Origin of the sequence: Microcystis sp. LE18-22.4A (assembly GCF_027531105.1) — a bacterium.
Lineage (GTDB): Bacteria > Cyanobacteriota > Cyanobacteriia > Cyanobacteriales > Microcystaceae > Microcystis > Microcystis aeruginosa.
In genome coordinates this window covers 1-15,409 of sequence record NZ_JAPZRB010000417.1, presented here as the reverse complement: position 1 = coordinate 15,409, position 15,409 = coordinate 1, and the positions used below count along the sequence as shown (strand labels likewise).

Sequence of the window (15,409 nt, the reverse complement as noted above, 5' to 3'; positions counted from 1 at the left end):
TCCGAGCCAGTAGTCAGTAGTCAGGAGAATTAAGAATGAGCATTAATCAATTAAATGCTCTATTTGGTTATTTTATGCAATTTTATGCTTATTTTTCTCATTTTTGCCCTCTCAAAAATTAATTATGCAAGAACTCTAATGAAAACAGATAAAACGCTGTAGAATAATTGAAGGTTATTTAAGAGATTTTTTCAGCCCTTTCCTGAATCCCAGACAGCCAGTTTTTGATAAGAGTCTGGGATAGGTGCGACAGTAAGGATTAAAAGTATCGTGATCAAGACCAACGATCAAATAGGCACAGATGACTAACTGCCACTATTGACAATATTCCTAAGCATCTAATCAAGGGGAAACATCGATCGATAATAATATGCTTTCGCCCTTGGCAAGTTCCAAAGCATAACAGAGATTGTCTCAAGCTGGTCGCGTCGCTAATACTTGCGGCGATTTTTCAGTCATCGGTAAACATTAACCAGTAATCAGTGAACGGCAAACTCAAATCTGATAACTGAGTCAAGATAGCTAAAAAACCCCCATCGCCCCACCATGCGTTTCAGACAAATTTTTATGCTTTTATGACATGGCTGACAATATTTTGTAACAATCTATACTATCTTTCCCGTTGAAGACTGTAAATTTAAGTTAATTGCTTCGGTGATAACCCTGAAATAAAGTGATCTTTCTAGCCCAGATGACTAAAAACCGCCCCTATCTATCGACTCCTCAAAACTGTTATGCTTCCGGAAAAAATCTCTTAGACAAAAACTATTGCTAAATCTCCCTAGATGGAGAAGCAAAAGCGATCGAGAGATAAAAATAGTTAAAGCCTCCTTACTGAATCAACAGTTACTTTCAAGAAATTTTCTCGGTTATCACCGCAGTCAGTTAGGGGAAGTAATGAGAATTGTTCACCGTTTCATCACCTTTGTTTAGTTTCTAATCACGATTTTTTAGTCCATGAGTAAACTTTCTAGACGTAGATTTATCTTCACTGCCGGGGCAACTGCCGTAGGAACCGCAATTCTCCACGGTTGCGCCACTCCCAATAATACCGCAACCAGTCCCTCCCCGGCCGGCAGTCCTGCCGCTTCCCCCGCTGCCAGTGGAGAAACTCCCGAAGTCACCACCGCTAAACTAGGTTTTATTGCCCTCACCGACGCTGCCCCCTTAATTATCGCCAAAGAAAAAGGTTTATTCGCTAAACACGGGATGCCCGATGTGCAAGTGATGAAACAAGCCTCTTGGGCTGCAACCCGGGATAACCTCGAATTAGGTTCTGCGGGAAACGGTATCGACGGGTCCCACATCCTCAGCCCCATGCCCTACCTAATGACCTTGGGCAAAATTACCAAACAGCCCGTACCGATGTATATTCTGGCGCGTTTGAATACCAACGGTCAGGCCATATCGATCTCCAAATCCCACGCAGATTTAAAACTCGACCTCGACAGTTCTAAACTCAAAGAAACCCTCACCAAAGCGAAATCTGCCGGCAAAGAAATGAAAGCTGCCGTCACCTTTCCGGGGGGCAACCACGACCTGTTCATGCGTTACTGGCTATCTGCGGGCGGCATCGATCCCAATAATGACATCTCCCTCATCGTCGTTCCCCCGCCGCAGATGGTGGCCAATATGAAAGTCGGCACCATGGACGCGTTCTGTGTCGGCGAACCGTGGAACGCCCAAATCGTCTCCAAAGGCCTCGGGTACACTGCCCTGATCACTGGAGAATTCTGGAAGGATCACCCCGAAAAAGCCTTCGCTTTACGCGCCGATTGGGTGGATAAAAATCCCAAAGCGGCAAAAGCTTTAACTATGGCTGTTCTAGAAGCGCAGCAATGGTGCAATGATCCCGCTAATGTTAAGGAAATGTGCGAGATTATTTCAGGACGGGAATGGCTGAAAATTGACCCCGCCGATATCTTGGGAAGAATGCAGGGTAATATCGATTTCGGTGATGGTCGCAAAATCGAAAATAGCCCCGTAGCCATGAAATTCTGGGCTGATAACGCTTCCTATCCCTACAAGAGTCATGATAGTTGGTTTGTGACTGAAGACATCCGTTGGGGCTATATTCCCGCCGATACGGACATCAAAGCTTTAGTTGATAAAGTTAACCGGGAAGATATCTGGAGAGAAGCCGCCACAGCCCTCAATGTTCCAGCCGATCAAATTCCCGCTACCCCTTCTCGCGGTGTGGAAACTTTCTTTGATGGCGTTACTTTTGACCCCGAAAATCCCACCGCTTACCTGAAATCTCTCAAGATTAAAAAGGTTTAAATCAGTGTTCAGTGATCAGTAACCCGTCAACAGTTAAAGATGATTTGCTGATAACTGGTAATCAATAACTGATAACTGAACCACTCAACCACTGATAACTGATAACTGATAACTGATAACTGATTATGGCTGTTTCTATTTCTCGTCGTTCTCAAGGTTCAAAATGGGTAAAAGACCTGAAAAAAAAATTACCCAAACTAGCAACTTCGGCGATTGCTTTATTAATTTTCCTCGTCATCTGGCAAATACTCTGTTTTAGTCCCGATGCCCCCCTCCCTAGTCCCACCAAAGTGGTTAGCGATACCTGGGAATTAATTATTAATCCCTTTTTCAATAATGGTGGCACGGATGTGGGGTTATTCTGGCAAATTTTCGCTAGTTTACAACGGGTGGCCGTCGGTTTTACCCTTGCCGCTATTGTCGGCATTGCCGTAGGAATTTTAATCGGTAGTAGCGCCCTAGTTTATGATGCGATCGATCCGATTTTTCAAATCCTGCGTACCGTTCCCCCCCTAGCTTGGCTACCCATCTCCCTAGCGGCTTTTCGTAATAACGAACCTAGTGCCATATTTGTAATTTTTATTACAGCAATTTGGCCAATTATTATTAACACAGCCGTGGGAGTACAACAGGTTCCCCAAGACTATAAAAACGTCTCTAGAGTGTTGAAATTATCCAAAGTTGAATACTTTTTCAATATTCTTTTTCCCGCCACCGTTCCCTACGTTTTCACGGGATTAAGAATCGGTATCGGTTTATCTTGGTTGGCGATTGTAGCGGCAGAAATGCTGATCGGTGGCGTGGGAATTGGCTTCTTTATCTGGGATGCTTGGAATAGTTCCATGATCAGTGAAATTATCCTCGCCCTGATTTATGTGGGTATTGTTGGTTTCCTACTCGATCGCCTCATGGCCTACATCGCTAAATTAGTTGTACCAGAAGAAAATAAATAGGGTTTGCGGCAAAAAGTTTTTCGGTGGGGGCAGGGTGTGGGGTGTGGGGTGTGGGGTGTGGGGAGCTTTTTAAGTAAACAGTAAACAGTAAACTAAAAACTCACATCTGATAACTCACATCTGATAACTGATAACTGATAACTGATAACTGATAACTGATAACTGATAACTGATAACTGAAAATGTCTGCATTTATTGAAGTCGATCACATTGATAAGGTTTTCCCTCTGCCCGATGGCCGTCAATATATCGCCCTGAAAAATATCGATCTCAGCGTTACTAAAGGGGAATTTATCTCTTTAATCGGTCACTCCGGTTGCGGGAAATCCACCCTCTTAAATATGGTCGCCGGACTCGATCGCCCGACGGTGGGAGGGGTAATTTTAGAGGGAAAAGAAATTAAAGGTCCCGGTCCCGATCGCATGGTGGTCTTCCAGAATTATTCTCTGCTGCCTTGGTTAACCGTCCGGGAAAACATCGCCCTAGGAGTTAACCGTGTGCTGCGTCATCTGCCGGCCGCTGAACGCAAAAGTGTCATCGAACATAGTATCGATATGGTACACCTGCGCCATGCCGCCAACAAACGACCGGGAGAATTATCGGGAGGCATGAAACAACGGGTAGCGATCGCCCGCGCCTTAGCCCTACGGCCAAAAGTTCTGCTACTCGATGAACCCTTTGGGGCGCTGGATGCGTTAACCAGAGGCAATTTACAGGAACGTTTGATGGAAATCGTCGAGGAAAGCCACGTTACCTGTATCATGGTCACGCACGATGTGGATGAGGCGCTATTATTATCCGATCGAGTGGTGATGTTAACCACCGGTCCAGAGGCCCATATCGGTCAGATTCTCGATGTTCCCATTCCCCGACCCCGGCATCGTTTGGAAGTGGTTAATCACCCCAGTTACTACTCCCTGCGTAACGAGATCGTTTATTTCCTCAACCAACAGAAGCGATCGAAGAAAGTCGGTCAACCCACCGGGCCGGTGACGGTGATCGGCCAAGCTACCCGACTGAAAACCAATCCCACCATCGGTTTTATCCCCCTCACCGATTGCGCCCCGATTATTATCGCCAAAGAGAAAGGTTTCTTCGCCGAGGAAGGATTAGAGGATGTTATCCTGCAACGGGAACCCAACTGGAAAGCGCTCGCCCAAGGAGTGGCCACCGGTCGTCTCGATGCGGCCCAGATGGTGGCGGGAATGCCCCTCAGCATGACCATTGGGGCCGGCAATAAGCCCTCTGTCCCCGTGATTAGTGCTTTGGTACTCAGTCGCAACGGTAACGCCATCACCCTCAGCAATAAATACAGGGAATTGGGGGTAGAAAAACTCGAGGACTTAAAGGATGCCCTCCAGCAAAGTCCCGATAAAATCGCCACTTTCGGCATGGTTCACCCTGCCTCCATGCACAATCTACTGTTACGCTACTGGTTGGCTAGTGGCGGCATCGATCCCGATAGTGATGTGAATTTAACCGTAATTCCGCCGCCTCAGATGGTTTCCCTGCTAAAAGCGGGTAAGATCGACGGTTATTGTGTGGGGGAACCCTGGAACTCCTACGCCGTTCAGGAAAAATTAGGCTACGTTATCGCCACCGATCTTGATATTTGGCCCGGACACCAGGAAAAAGTCCTCGGGGTCAAGGAAACTTGGGCGGCGAAACATCCCGAAACCCATATCGCCATGGTCAAAGCTTTAATTACAGCCTGTGAATACTGCGACGATCGGCGTAATCGAGAAGAAATCGTCAATATTCTCAGTCAGCCCCAGTATGTGGGCGTGGATAGGGCAATTATCCGCCCCGGTTTCCTCGATGGTTACGATCGCGGTTTAGGAACTGCCCCCGAAGCCCTATTCCGATTTAATCAGTTTTACGTCGATCAAGCTAACTGTCCGGGCCGGAGTGAAGCCCTATGGACCCTAACTCAGCTTGCCCGTTGGGGTTACGCGCCTTTCCCCCGCAACTGGGTGGAAGTGATTGAACGCGTCCGTCGTCCAGATCTGTTTGGCGAAGCTTGCCGGTCCCTGGGCCTTCCCGATTTGGAACCCGATCGCCACAGTTTTGCCCTCTTTGATCATCTTATTTTCAATCCCGACGATCCGATCGGCTATCTGGAACGTTTTTCGATCCGTCGCGATTATCGCGTCTCGGAAGTTCTCCTCGATGATCCCGTCGCTAATTAATGGTTGGCTGAATAAATCTAAAAACCTTGTTGGGTAAAACTTTTAGACTTTTGCGGGAGTGATCGGGGGGAAAATTCAGGGACTTTTTCCCTGAAAATTAGGTAATTGACCAGATGAAAATCTCTAAAACCCTACACCCCACACCCCACACCCCACACCCCACGAAAAACTTTTTCAGCAGACCCGAATTAATAGTTGTGGTGGGCAAAGCCCACCTTAAAATAAATCTAGGACGAATATGCAAACTTTTACCGATAAGACCGTGAATTCCAGCACCACCACCCAGCCTTTTTTATTAGTTAGTAATGTTGCCAAAGAATACCCCACTCAAGCAGGGGTTTACACCGTTTTAGACGGTGTGGAGCTGCAAGTCAATGAGGGGGAATTTGTCTGCATTATCGGTCACTCCGGCTGCGGTAAATCGACCCTTTTAAATATGGTGGCGGGGTTTTCCTCTCCTAGTCGTGGGCAAGTGCTGCTACAGGATAAAGAGGTTAAGGAACCAGGCCCGGACCGGATGATGGTATTCCAAAATTATTCGCTTTTGCCCTGGAAAACTGCCTTTGAGAACGTTTATATCGGGGTTAATTCCGTTTATCCCGAAAAATCTCAGGCTGAGAAGGTGAAGATTGTGGAAGAAAATCTATCCTTAGTGGGATTGACAGAAGCAGCCCAGAAAAAACCCCCCCAGTTATCGGGAGGCATGAAACAACGGGTTGCGATCGCCCGCGCCCTGGCCATTCGTCCCCAAGTCCTCATCCTCGATGAACCCTTTGGGGCCTTAGATGCGATCACTAAAGAGGAATTACAGGAAGAATTGCTGAAAATCTGGCAAGAACACCAGTTAACTGTGTTGATGATTACCCACGATATCGATGAGGCTTTGTTCTTGTGCGATCGCTTAGTGATGATGACCAACGGCCCAAGCGCTAAAATCGGTGAGGTGTTAAAGATGCCTTTTGCCCGTCCCCGGGTTCGTTCCCAAATTACCGAGGATCCCCGTTACTACGAACTCCGCAATGAAGCCCTCGATTTCCTCTACAATCGTTTTGCCCATTCGGAGGATCCCAACGAGGATGCCCCCGAAGAACCCCGCACAGAAAATCTCCTGGGTAAAATTGTTACTACTATTGCTGGCATAGCCTTACTCGCTTTTGTCGGTTTTAGTCTGATACAAATGTTCACTAGCAAGACTCCCAATACCGCTAATCCCGCTACCATAGAGGCCCCCAGATAAGTAACAGTTATCAGTTATCAGTTATCAGTTATCAGTTATCAGATTTGAGTTTTAAGTGACAGTATTAAAGAGAAGTTTCCTACTGTCTTTTCACTGATTACTGCTTACTGTTTACTGACCAAAGATAAACCAGAAAGAGATAAAGAACAAAAAGCTGAAAACTGATCACACAAAAGACAAGAGAGGCATTTAGATACGCGGGCAGCTGACTTAATTTCCCGAATATTTTCCGATTAATCTCTGGAGAGTTCATCCATGATTAAGATGTTCAAATACCGATTTATCACCGATATCGTTGGGGAGAGGTTGGCTTAACTTTCCCAGAGCAAAGATAACGAATAAAGTCGCCCAGAGAATTAATAGCCCCTTTTCCCAATTTAAGGGCAATATCCCCAAAAGATGACCGAGTAAAAGGGTGGGAACTAGAGGGGTTAAAAACTTGGTTTCTAGACGATTAAAACAAAAAGCTTCTTTGAAATAAATCCCCGTGAGACTAGCAAAAATAAAGCCCACACCGAATAAACTCACCGGATGGTTATAGACAAATTCTAGGGGAGAAAGGTGAGAATAAAGGCTGAAAATCAGGGAAGTAATCGCCCCGATTAGCCAAAAAACTTGCAGGAGACGATGGAGGGGAATTAAATAAATATGGATAGTCAATAAACTGATGCCTAACCCCAGACAAAAACCAATGTATAAAAGGTTGGTTAGGGGCAATAATTGCGGTCGGGTGAGAACTATAATTGTAGCGACAGCAAAACTAAAAGCCGCTAAATTTAACCCCAGACGGTAGAGACGCACACCTAGGCGATCGCTATTCGTAATCGTAAACTCTCCGAATTGACCTTGATAAACTCGATCGACAGCAGGGGAAGTCATAATGCTCTAAAGAAAAAGGGAAGCTTAGAAAAGATCGACTACAAATCATCTTAAGCTTAAATTATGCCAGTAGCCTCACTTCTTCCCCCTCTCGGCTGACTAATTGCGAGTTAGGATCAAGGTTACATTTCCTTTAGATTTTTAAGCCATGTCGTTGAACCAAGAATCCCTCGCTTTTAGCCATGGGAGGGTCAAGAACTCAACTAGCGAAATTTTGATCGTAGGCGGTGGTATCATCGGATTAGCGATCGCCGTCGATTTGCAATTGCGCGGGGCAAAAGTTACCCTCCTAGTTCGAGATATAGCTCAGGCCGCTAGTCGTGCGGCTGCGGGAATGTTGGCCCCCCATGCGGAAGGGATTCCCCCGGGTCCGTTTCTCGATCTTTGTTTACAATCGCGCTGGTTATATCCAGAATGGAGCCGCAAAATCGAGGATTTAACGGGGATAAATAGCGGTTACTATCCCTGTGGTATTCTTGCTCCCGTTTACGAGCTAGATCAGCCTATTACTGCCAATACAGCTAATAAAATTTGGTTAGACAGTAATGCAGTTCACCTCTACCAACCCGGCCTAGGTAAAGATGTGATCGGTGGTTGGTGGTATCCCGACGATGGACAAGTGGATAACCGGCAGCTAGTGACTGGGCTGCAACAAGCGGCCGAAAATTTAGGGGTAGAAATTCGCCAAGGCATAGAAGTGCACGCCTTACAACAAAAGCAGGGAAAAGTCAAGAGTATTTATACCTCAATTGGGGAATTAGAAGCAAAAATTTATATTTTAGCGACGGGCTCCTGGGCCAGTCAACTTTTACCCCTCCCCATCCATCCCGTCAAAGGTCAAATGGCCGCGGTAAAAATGCCCCCTAACCAGACCTTAACTAGGGTTTTATTCGGTCCGCAAACCTATCTAGTTCCCCGTCGCCATGGTCGTTTAATTATCGGGGCCACTTCCGAAAAAGTCGCCTGGCAAACGGGTAATACACCCCAAGGACTACAAGCCCTTTTTGCGCGCGCTACCCGTCTCTATCCCCCTTTAGCTGACTGGGAAATCGAGGAAATGTGGTGGGGATTCCGCCCGGGTACAGCGGATGAATTGCCCATTTTAGGCCGCAGTAGCTGTGATAACCTGATTTTAGCCACCGGTCACTATCGCAATGGCATTTTACTCGCTCCTGTCACTGCTTCCTTGATCGCTGACCTGGTGATTAATGACAAAGTTAATCCCATTTTGACCCATTTTAGCTGCGATCGCTTTAATCAACCATCACCCGTTACTGTTCCACCTATGTCCTTAACTATCCTTGAGAATAAACCCCAAGCGCTTTTATCGCCCCAGAATGATCGCCTCACCATTGCCGGGAAAACCTTTCACTCCCGCTTGATGACTGGGACTGGCAAATATGCCAATCTGACCACTATGCAGGAAAGTATTACTGCCAGTGAATGTCAGATCGTCACCGTCGCCGTTAGACGAGTACAAACGAAGGCACCCGGTCATGAGGGATTAGCAGCGGCGATCGATTGGTCGAAAATCTGGATGTTACCCAACACTGCTGGTTGTCAAACGGCCGAAGAAGCGATTCGGGTGGCTCGTTTAGGGCGAGAAATGGCCAAATTATTGGGACAGGAAGACAATAACTTTATTAAACTCGAAGTTATTCCCGATCCTAAATATTTATTACCCGATCCGATCGGAACTTTGCAAGCGGCCGAACAATTAGTTAAAGAAGGTTTTGCCGTACTGCCCTATATTAACGCCGATCCTCTCTTAGCCAAACGTTTAGAGGAGGCTGGCTGCGCCACGGTTATGCCGCTGGGATCGCCGATCGGGTCGGGACAGGGCCTTAAAAATGAGGCAAATATCGCGATTATCATCGAATCGGCTAAAATTCCCGTGGTGGTAGATGCCGGGATCGGTACACCCTCAGAAGCGGCCCGGTCCATGGAAATGGGGGCCGATGCTTTATTAATTAACAGTGCGATCGCTATGGCGGCCAATCCGGCTATGATGGCGCAAGCCATGGGAATGGCGGCAAAAGCGGGACGTTTAGCCTATTTAGCGGGAAGAATGCCGATTAAGTCCTATGCTAGTCCTAGTTCCCCCTTGACGGGAACGATCGCCTAACCCAGTGATCTTAAGCTGGCAATGGGCTGTTTTCAGCTATCGTGGGCGGGGCGAGAAAAATTGACTAGAATAAAAGAGGTGGAATCATGATCGAGAGTCTGCCGGGTAATTACCGTCATGGCCGCCAATCCTGAGACTACATTTTTTGATCACCGAGGTATATTGGCGATGATCACTAAAAATTCTTTATTATCAGGTTTGTTTCTGGGTCTGGGTTGGGTTGGCGTTAGCGGCAACCTAGTCTTGGCCCAATTGCCTATCAGTGAGCGTTGTTTAGCGGGGTATGAGTCCTGCGCTTACCAAAAATATCATCAGTACAATCACCAATGGAATTTTCGTACCAGTCCCCAAATCGAGCAGCGGCGACTGAACACGATCGAAAATCAATGCGGTAGCATTAATTCCTCTCGTTGTAATAATCTGCGTCCGCAGGTGCAAGAGCTACAGGAAACTCCCACCATGCAGCAATTGCGGGAACAACAGATTAGAATTATCCAAACTCGTTAAAATAGGGGAGATTTGGCTATCTCCCCCCACACCACACCGCGATAAATCCCACAATTAACGCACTTCAAACAAACGATTATCCGGTAAATTACTAATCGCTCGCTGGAGACTATTCAAGGATCTATTGTAATCGACGATCGCCTGTAGATAACGGCTTCTGGCATCGGTTAAATCCCGTTGGGAGTTGATCACATCCGTTTGGGTTCCCACACCCGCCTGAAAGCGTAAACGGGCTAATCGCAGACTTTCCGTGGCGGATTCAATGCTTTTTTGCGAAGTTTTGATGTTTTCTTGGTTAGAAATCAAACTATAGTAGGATTCCTCCACTTGAAGGCGAATTTCATTGCGACGGAGGGAGAATTCCGTATCGGCGCGATCGATATTTCTTTCCGCTTGACGAGCGCGAGCAAAAGCACGACCACCATCAAAGAAAGTCCAACGAATCCGGCCACGGACGCTAAAACCATCGGCAAAACCAGCTTCATCACTGAGATCGTTGAGGACATTATACTCGCCCAGAAGGTCTACTTGGGGAATCACCGCCGAAATGGCGATCGAGCGGTCTTCTGCGCTAATTTCCCGTTGTAAGAGTTGTTGTTCTAATTCCGCGCGATTTTTGTAGGCCAAAACGATACTATCATCAAGACTCAAGCCCCAAGTCCCCGCCTCGCGAATCTCATCGGCAGCGGTTAACTCGATGTGCTGACCGACACTCAATATCTGTGCCAGTCGCCGTCGGGAAATACGCTGGGTAGAAATCGCCCGGGTTAAGTCTTGGTTAGCGTTAGCGAGGTCAACTTCCGCCTGTAGGACAGCAAATCGGGTTCCTAGTCCCGCTTGCTCCAATAATTGAGCATCCCGTAAACTTTGACTAGCATCTTCGATCGAGGCTTGGGCGATCGCTACTTGGGCATCACCCCTTTGTAATTCATAATAGGCATCGGTGGCATCAAAACGAGTTTGTTCCGAGACTCGTTCCACCTCTAATTCCCGTTGCCGGATGACCTTTTCGGCCCTTTTGATCTGGGCTGCCCGTTCACCCCCTGTATAAACCCCATAGACGATCTGAACAATACCCTGAAGGTTGGTACTATCTTCAGGGTTATCTGTACCAGCCAACTCATTCTGTCTTTGGGCAGCTGCCGATTGATCTTGAGTGAGACTGGCCTCTGCGGAGGCCGTGGGTAATAAAGCGGCCTGTTGTTCCTTTAATTGGGCGCGAGCGATTTCTAAATCGACCCTGGCGGTCTGTAAGGTCTGATTATTTTTTAAAGCTAATTCGATCGCTTGATTTAAGGTGAGCGGTTGTACTACCCTAATATTCACCTCATCCGGTTTGGTGGGAAAAATTAGGGGATTGCCACTAGGATTAAGATAATTAGGGGCTTTGGGATCCGCTTCCGTGGTCGCCGGTGCCGCCGAGGGGCCGGGTAACTGAGAAACTGGATTGGCAGTAGGTTGCGGTTTCTTCAACAAATCCGCAGCGGACTGAGTTTGTGCCTTAACCGAGGATTCAGCCAAGAAAATCAACCCAAGCACCGCACTCACGGTAATACCATAACGCAAGAGCAACATGAGTATCTCAAAAGTAAACAGTAAACGATAAGAAGTAAATAAGCTCACACCACTATGTTGGCCGATTACTAATTACCGATAGTAACACGGGAGCTTGAAAGCCACCGTCTTTTAAGCACCGGCTAAAATCAGATTCGATTGATTTTGAACGGGACATTAGAACAGCATTAGATTTAGCCCAATACTTATAGGAGGTTCTCTATGGCTACAATTCAGACTTATCCTTGGGATGCAGCAGATCATTTGAAAACAAAAGAAGATATCGCTGCTTATCTGGAAGCTGCCCTCGAAGATGGCGATCCTAGCTTAGTAGTGGCAGCATTAGGGGATATTGCCCGTTCTCAAGGGATGACTCGTATTGCTCGTGAGACGGGTTTGGGACGGGAGAGTCTCTACAAATCTTTGTCGAATCAGGGTAATCCAGAGTTTGCTACAGTTCTTAAGGTTTTGCAAGCACTTGGGTTACGCCTGCAAGTTGTACCCATTACCTAAAAATCCCTAATCACTAATCCTACTCCATCCCGACGCGGATCGCCCGTAGCGGTTAATTCCCCCCGATCATTCACTGCCACCCCATGCACACCCCCAAAAAACATATTTTGTTCTTGCCACCGGGATACTTGAGTATTTGCGGGTAAAACCAGATTTTTGAGCATATTTTCCCGATCTTCTAAAGGTTCAATTCCTAATTGTTGATTTTCCCAATGTATGCGCGATGCGGTGATCGCAGCGGCTAAAGATTGCCGAAAATCGATTAAATTGCTAATAACCTGCAAGATAGCGGTGCGAATGCGATTGGAACCCCCAGAACCGAGAACAAATCGCGGCTTTCCTTCCTCTAAAATCATCGTCGGGGACATCATTGAGGATAAACGACGATCAACCGGCCAATTGTGAAAACCAAAGGGATTTAAGTCCGCTTCCCCGATCATATTATTGAGCATAATTCCCGTCCCCGGCACGGTATAAGCCGATCCTTCCCCGTTGGAAAAGGTGGCACTGGCCGCATTACCTTCCCCATCGATAACACTAATATGGGTGGTACTGCCCCATTTATTGGGATATTTGCCTAAAAATTCCGACGAGAGGAATTGCTCTTCGATTCCCTCCTGATGGATAAAATTATCGTAGCCTTGAGCGCGCGCTTGATTGGTTAAGGCCATCACTTCCGTTAAAATTTGCAGATGTTTGGCTCCCAGATGCTCTAAAGCCGATAAATTGACTGTTTCTAGTAATTTTAGGGCAAAAGCCAGGAGAATTCCTCCAGAACTAGGAGGCGGATTAGTCAGGATTTCGTAACCTCGATATTGGCTTTTTAGGGGTTTTCTCTCAATGACTTGGTAATGACTTAAATCCTCTAGGGTAAGATAACCGCCCTCCTGCATATCTTTGGCGATTTGGTGGGCGATTTCTCCCTCATAAAAGTCTTTTACACCTTTTTTGCTTAATTCCTCTAAGGTGTTGGCAAAATCCCTCATCACACAGCGATCGCCAGCTTGGAGGAGTTTTCCTTGGGGAGCATAGACTTTTAAACCCTCTCTATCTTTGAGCAGGATCGAAGCGAGTAAACCCAGGCAAAAGCCGTTATATTGGCTCAAAATGTAGCCTTGACGAGCATATTCGATCGCTGGTTCCGCTACCACGGCAAAGGGCAATTTTCCCAGTTTTTTCTGCACTGTTTCCAATCCCCGTAATGCTCCGGTCGTAGCGATCGCACCTCGGCCAATGTGAAAATCTTGACTAGCACCACCAAAATCGATCGCCACTGGGTAAAAGTCGATATTTGTCAAGGGTTTTTTATATTTGGGAGTTTGACAAAAAAAATCAAAAAGGGTATTGACTTTTTCTTTGGTATGTGCTAGTAAAAAACCGCCGCCCCCCGCCGAAGCGAGGGTGAATTCGACCACGAAAGCCGCTAAAATCGAGCCAACTATCCCATCGAAGGCATTTCCGCCCATTTCTAAGATTAATTGTCCAGCTTCGGCAGTTTTTGGATGTCCTGCGGCGATAGCGCCCTTGCTTTTGCGAGTCACTTTGATTCAGTTATCAGTTATCAGTTATCAGTTATCAGTGGGGAGATGGGGGTGTGGGGTGTGGGGAAGTGGGGAAGTGGGGAAGTGGGGAGAAGGGAGAATAAATAGAAATAATCTCCTGTCTCCTGTCTCGGAGTCTCCTGTCTCCTGTCCCCTGAATAGGGCTATTTTTTAAATTGCTTAACCGCTTGATAGATTTCGGGTAAACGCTTGTAAGCGGCTGCTACCTTGAGGAATAACTTATGCGGCATAGCGGGAGAACCAGAAACCACTTCTCCTGCCCCGATATCGTTGTGAATGCCGGTTTGGGCGGTTGCGATCGCACCATCCCCGATCGCCGCTTGATTGGCAATGCCCACCTGTCCCGCTAAAATAACGCGATTGCCCACTTTTACGCCTCCTGCCATGCCTACCTGTCCTGCAAGGGCGCAAGCTTGGCCAATTTGGCAATTATGGGCAATATGGACGAGATTATCGATCTTAGTCTGGCTACCGATGCGGGTTTCTCCCACTGCCGGACGATCCACGGCGCTATTACAGCCAATTTCTACCCCATCTTCCAAGACCACGATACCGGATTGTTCCATCTTAAACCAGCCTTCGGGAACCGGCACAAAACCGAAGCCCTCAGCACCGATAACAGCGCCACTGTGGATAACGCAATCATTGCCGATTTGTACCCGTTCATGGATAGTACAGTTAGCGTGGAGAATTGTGCGATCACCAATATGCACCCCGGGGTAAATAACGGCGTTAGGATGAATGCACACGCCATCACCGAGGGTGACATTGGCTTCTACCACGGCATGGGCCCCGATGGCGACTTTATGGCCGATTTTAGCCGATGGATGCACCACGGCGGTGGCGTGAATGTAGGGTTGGGGCTGAAAGGGTTGATAGAATAATTTGATGGCGTGGGCGAATAAAAGTCGGGGATTGGCACTAGCTAACCAAGCGATGCCGCGTTCGTCGGCCTGTTGTTGTAAATTGGTATCCAGGGGCAGAATTAGGGCAGTAGCGTCAGTTTTGGCGACAAAGGCAGCAAATTTTCCCCCTTCGATATAGCTAATGGTATCGACTAGGGCGGTTTCGATGGGAGTTATGGCTTTAATTTGGGGATTTCTGTCGGGATAGGCGGTCAAACTCTGGGATTGTACTAAAGGACTTAATTTTTGGGCAATTTCACTAAATTTCATAAATATATACTGCGATCGAGATAGGGCTTATCCTAGGATAGTTTAAAACTATACCGATAATCTTGTCGTTATTATAGTCAAAAAAGTTGCCAGTTTTTCAGGGAATAATCCCTTAGTTTGATAAGGATATCATGTCAAGATAACTATGATTTTTGATCAAGTTTTGTCTTGAGATTTATATTTAATATCAAGCCGTTTTCGCTGCTGATGAGGATTTTGAACTAGACGAAAGCGATCAAGTTTTCTTGATCGCTTTCCTGTTATCTAGCATCGATCTGTTAGATGGAGTTCAGTGTAACAAAAATGTAGAGCTAATGTAGAGCGATTGCATTATTTTTGAAACTATCTACATCGTCAGTAATAAATTAGCCAAGTATTAATCAAGAGAAGATTGGCTCTTCGGGACTTGGTATGGTTCGATAGGGGGGCATAAAT

The 15,409-nt window shown here is 46.8% G+C and carries 11 protein-coding genes; 7 read left to right on the top strand and 4 right to left on the bottom strand.

Translation table 11 applies throughout. The annotated features are described in order from the left end of the window. Positions 1-957 precede the first annotated feature (957 nt). The 4 genes from O9295_RS18340 (at position 958) to O9295_RS18325 (ending at position 6,659) form a co-directional block, all read left to right on the top strand. Positions 958-2,280 carry a CmpA/NrtA family ABC transporter substrate-binding protein gene (locus O9295_RS18340; RefSeq protein ID WP_288034363.1) on the top strand — a complete coding sequence of 441 codons (1,323 nt, stop codon included), beginning with the start codon at positions 958-960 and terminating at the stop codon, positions 2,278-2,280. 125 nt (positions 2,281-2,405) lie between these two features. After that, entirely contained in the window at positions 2,406-3,233 is an 828-nt protein-coding gene (ntrB, locus tag O9295_RS18335) for a nitrate ABC transporter permease (protein ID WP_108937344.1), read from the top strand. Between the two features lie 182 nt (positions 3,234-3,415). Further along, a complete protein-coding gene (locus O9295_RS18330) occupies positions 3,416-5,422 on the top strand; it encodes an ABC transporter ATP-binding/substrate-binding protein (protein ID WP_288034361.1) in 2,007 nt (668 codons plus the stop codon). Between the two features lie 238 nt (positions 5,423-5,660). Then, complete coding sequence (locus tag O9295_RS18325; protein ID WP_288034358.1) at positions 5,661-6,659, top strand: nitrate ABC transporter ATP-binding protein; 999 nt, start codon at positions 5,661-5,663, stop codon at positions 6,657-6,659. A gap of 249 nt (positions 6,660-6,908) precedes the next feature. On the opposite strand, the gene O9295_RS18320 is transcribed toward O9295_RS18325, so the two are convergent. Beyond that, the gene (locus O9295_RS18320) at positions 6,909-7,538 is read right to left on the bottom strand and encodes a DUF2301 domain-containing membrane protein (protein ID WP_288034354.1); all 630 of its coding nucleotides are present in this window, start codon (positions 7,536-7,538) and stop codon (positions 6,909-6,911) included. 148 nt (positions 7,539-7,686) lie between these two features. Here O9295_RS18320 and thiO point away from each other — a divergent pair, with 148 nt between their 5' ends. Further along, positions 7,687-9,663 carry a glycine oxidase ThiO gene (gene thiO, locus O9295_RS18315; protein ID WP_288034352.1) on the top strand — a complete coding sequence of 659 codons (1,977 nt, stop codon included), beginning with the start codon at positions 7,687-7,689 and terminating at the stop codon, positions 9,661-9,663. A gap of 117 nt (positions 9,664-9,780) precedes the next feature. Continuing rightward, positions 9,781-10,170: a hypothetical protein gene (locus tag O9295_RS18310; RefSeq protein WP_288034351.1), complete on the top strand. Its 390-nt coding sequence runs from the start codon at positions 9,781-9,783 to the stop codon at positions 10,168-10,170. A 54-nt stretch (positions 10,171-10,224) separates the two neighbouring features. Here O9295_RS18310 and O9295_RS18305 read toward each other — a convergent pair whose 3' ends face one another. Next, positions 10,225-11,745: a TolC family protein gene (locus O9295_RS18305; protein WP_288034349.1), complete on the bottom strand. Its 1,521-nt coding sequence runs from the start codon at positions 11,743-11,745 to the stop codon at positions 10,225-10,227. Between the two features lie 201 nt (positions 11,746-11,946). Here O9295_RS18305 and O9295_RS18300 point away from each other — a divergent pair, with 201 nt between their 5' ends. Next, positions 11,947-12,237 carry an addiction module antidote protein gene (locus tag O9295_RS18300; protein ID WP_287704180.1) on the top strand — a complete coding sequence of 97 codons (291 nt, stop codon included), beginning with the start codon at positions 11,947-11,949 and terminating at the stop codon, positions 12,235-12,237. Here the strand turns inward: O9295_RS18300 and ggt are convergent. Together ggt and lpxD are read right to left on the bottom strand one after the other, a co-directional pair. Beyond that, a complete protein-coding gene (gene ggt / locus O9295_RS18295) occupies positions 12,234-13,778 on the bottom strand; it encodes a gamma-glutamyltransferase (protein WP_190723307.1) in 1,545 nt (514 codons plus the stop codon). The genes O9295_RS18300 and ggt overlap by 4 nt on opposite strands. 164 nt (positions 13,779-13,942) lie before the next feature. Beyond that, positions 13,943-14,974, bottom strand: a complete 1,032-nt coding sequence (lpxD, locus tag O9295_RS18290; RefSeq protein ID WP_288034347.1) for a UDP-3-O-(3-hydroxymyristoyl)glucosamine N-acyltransferase — start codon at positions 14,972-14,974, stop codon at positions 13,943-13,945. Between the last annotated feature and the right edge of the window lie 435 nt (positions 14,975-15,409).

Coding starts and splice junctions, on each gene's coding strand:
- O9295_RS18340 (WP_288034363.1), top strand. CDS start 958: ATGAGTAAACTTTCTAGACGTAGATTTATCTTCACTGCCGGGGCAACT.
- ntrB (WP_108937344.1), top strand. CDS start 2,406: ATGGCTGTTTCTATTTCTCGTCGTTCTCAAGGTTCAAAATGGGTAAAA.
- O9295_RS18330 (WP_288034361.1), top strand. CDS start 3,416: ATGTCTGCATTTATTGAAGTCGATCACATTGATAAGGTTTTCCCTCTG.
- O9295_RS18325 (WP_288034358.1), top strand. CDS start 5,661: ATGCAAACTTTTACCGATAAGACCGTGAATTCCAGCACCACCACCCAG.
- O9295_RS18320 (WP_288034354.1), bottom strand. CDS start 7,538: ATGACTTCCCCTGCTGTCGATCGAGTTTATCAAGGTCAATTCGGAGAG.
- thiO (WP_288034352.1), top strand. CDS start 7,687: ATGTCGTTGAACCAAGAATCCCTCGCTTTTAGCCATGGGAGGGTCAAG.
- O9295_RS18310 (WP_288034351.1), top strand. CDS start 9,781: ATGGCCGCCAATCCTGAGACTACATTTTTTGATCACCGAGGTATATTG.
- O9295_RS18305 (WP_288034349.1), bottom strand. CDS start 11,745: ATGTTGCTCTTGCGTTATGGTATTACCGTGAGTGCGGTGCTTGGGTTG.
- O9295_RS18300 (WP_287704180.1), top strand. CDS start 11,947: ATGGCTACAATTCAGACTTATCCTTGGGATGCAGCAGATCATTTGAAA.
- lpxD (WP_288034347.1), bottom strand. CDS start 14,974: ATGAAATTTAGTGAAATTGCCCAAAAATTAAGTCCTTTAGTACAATCC.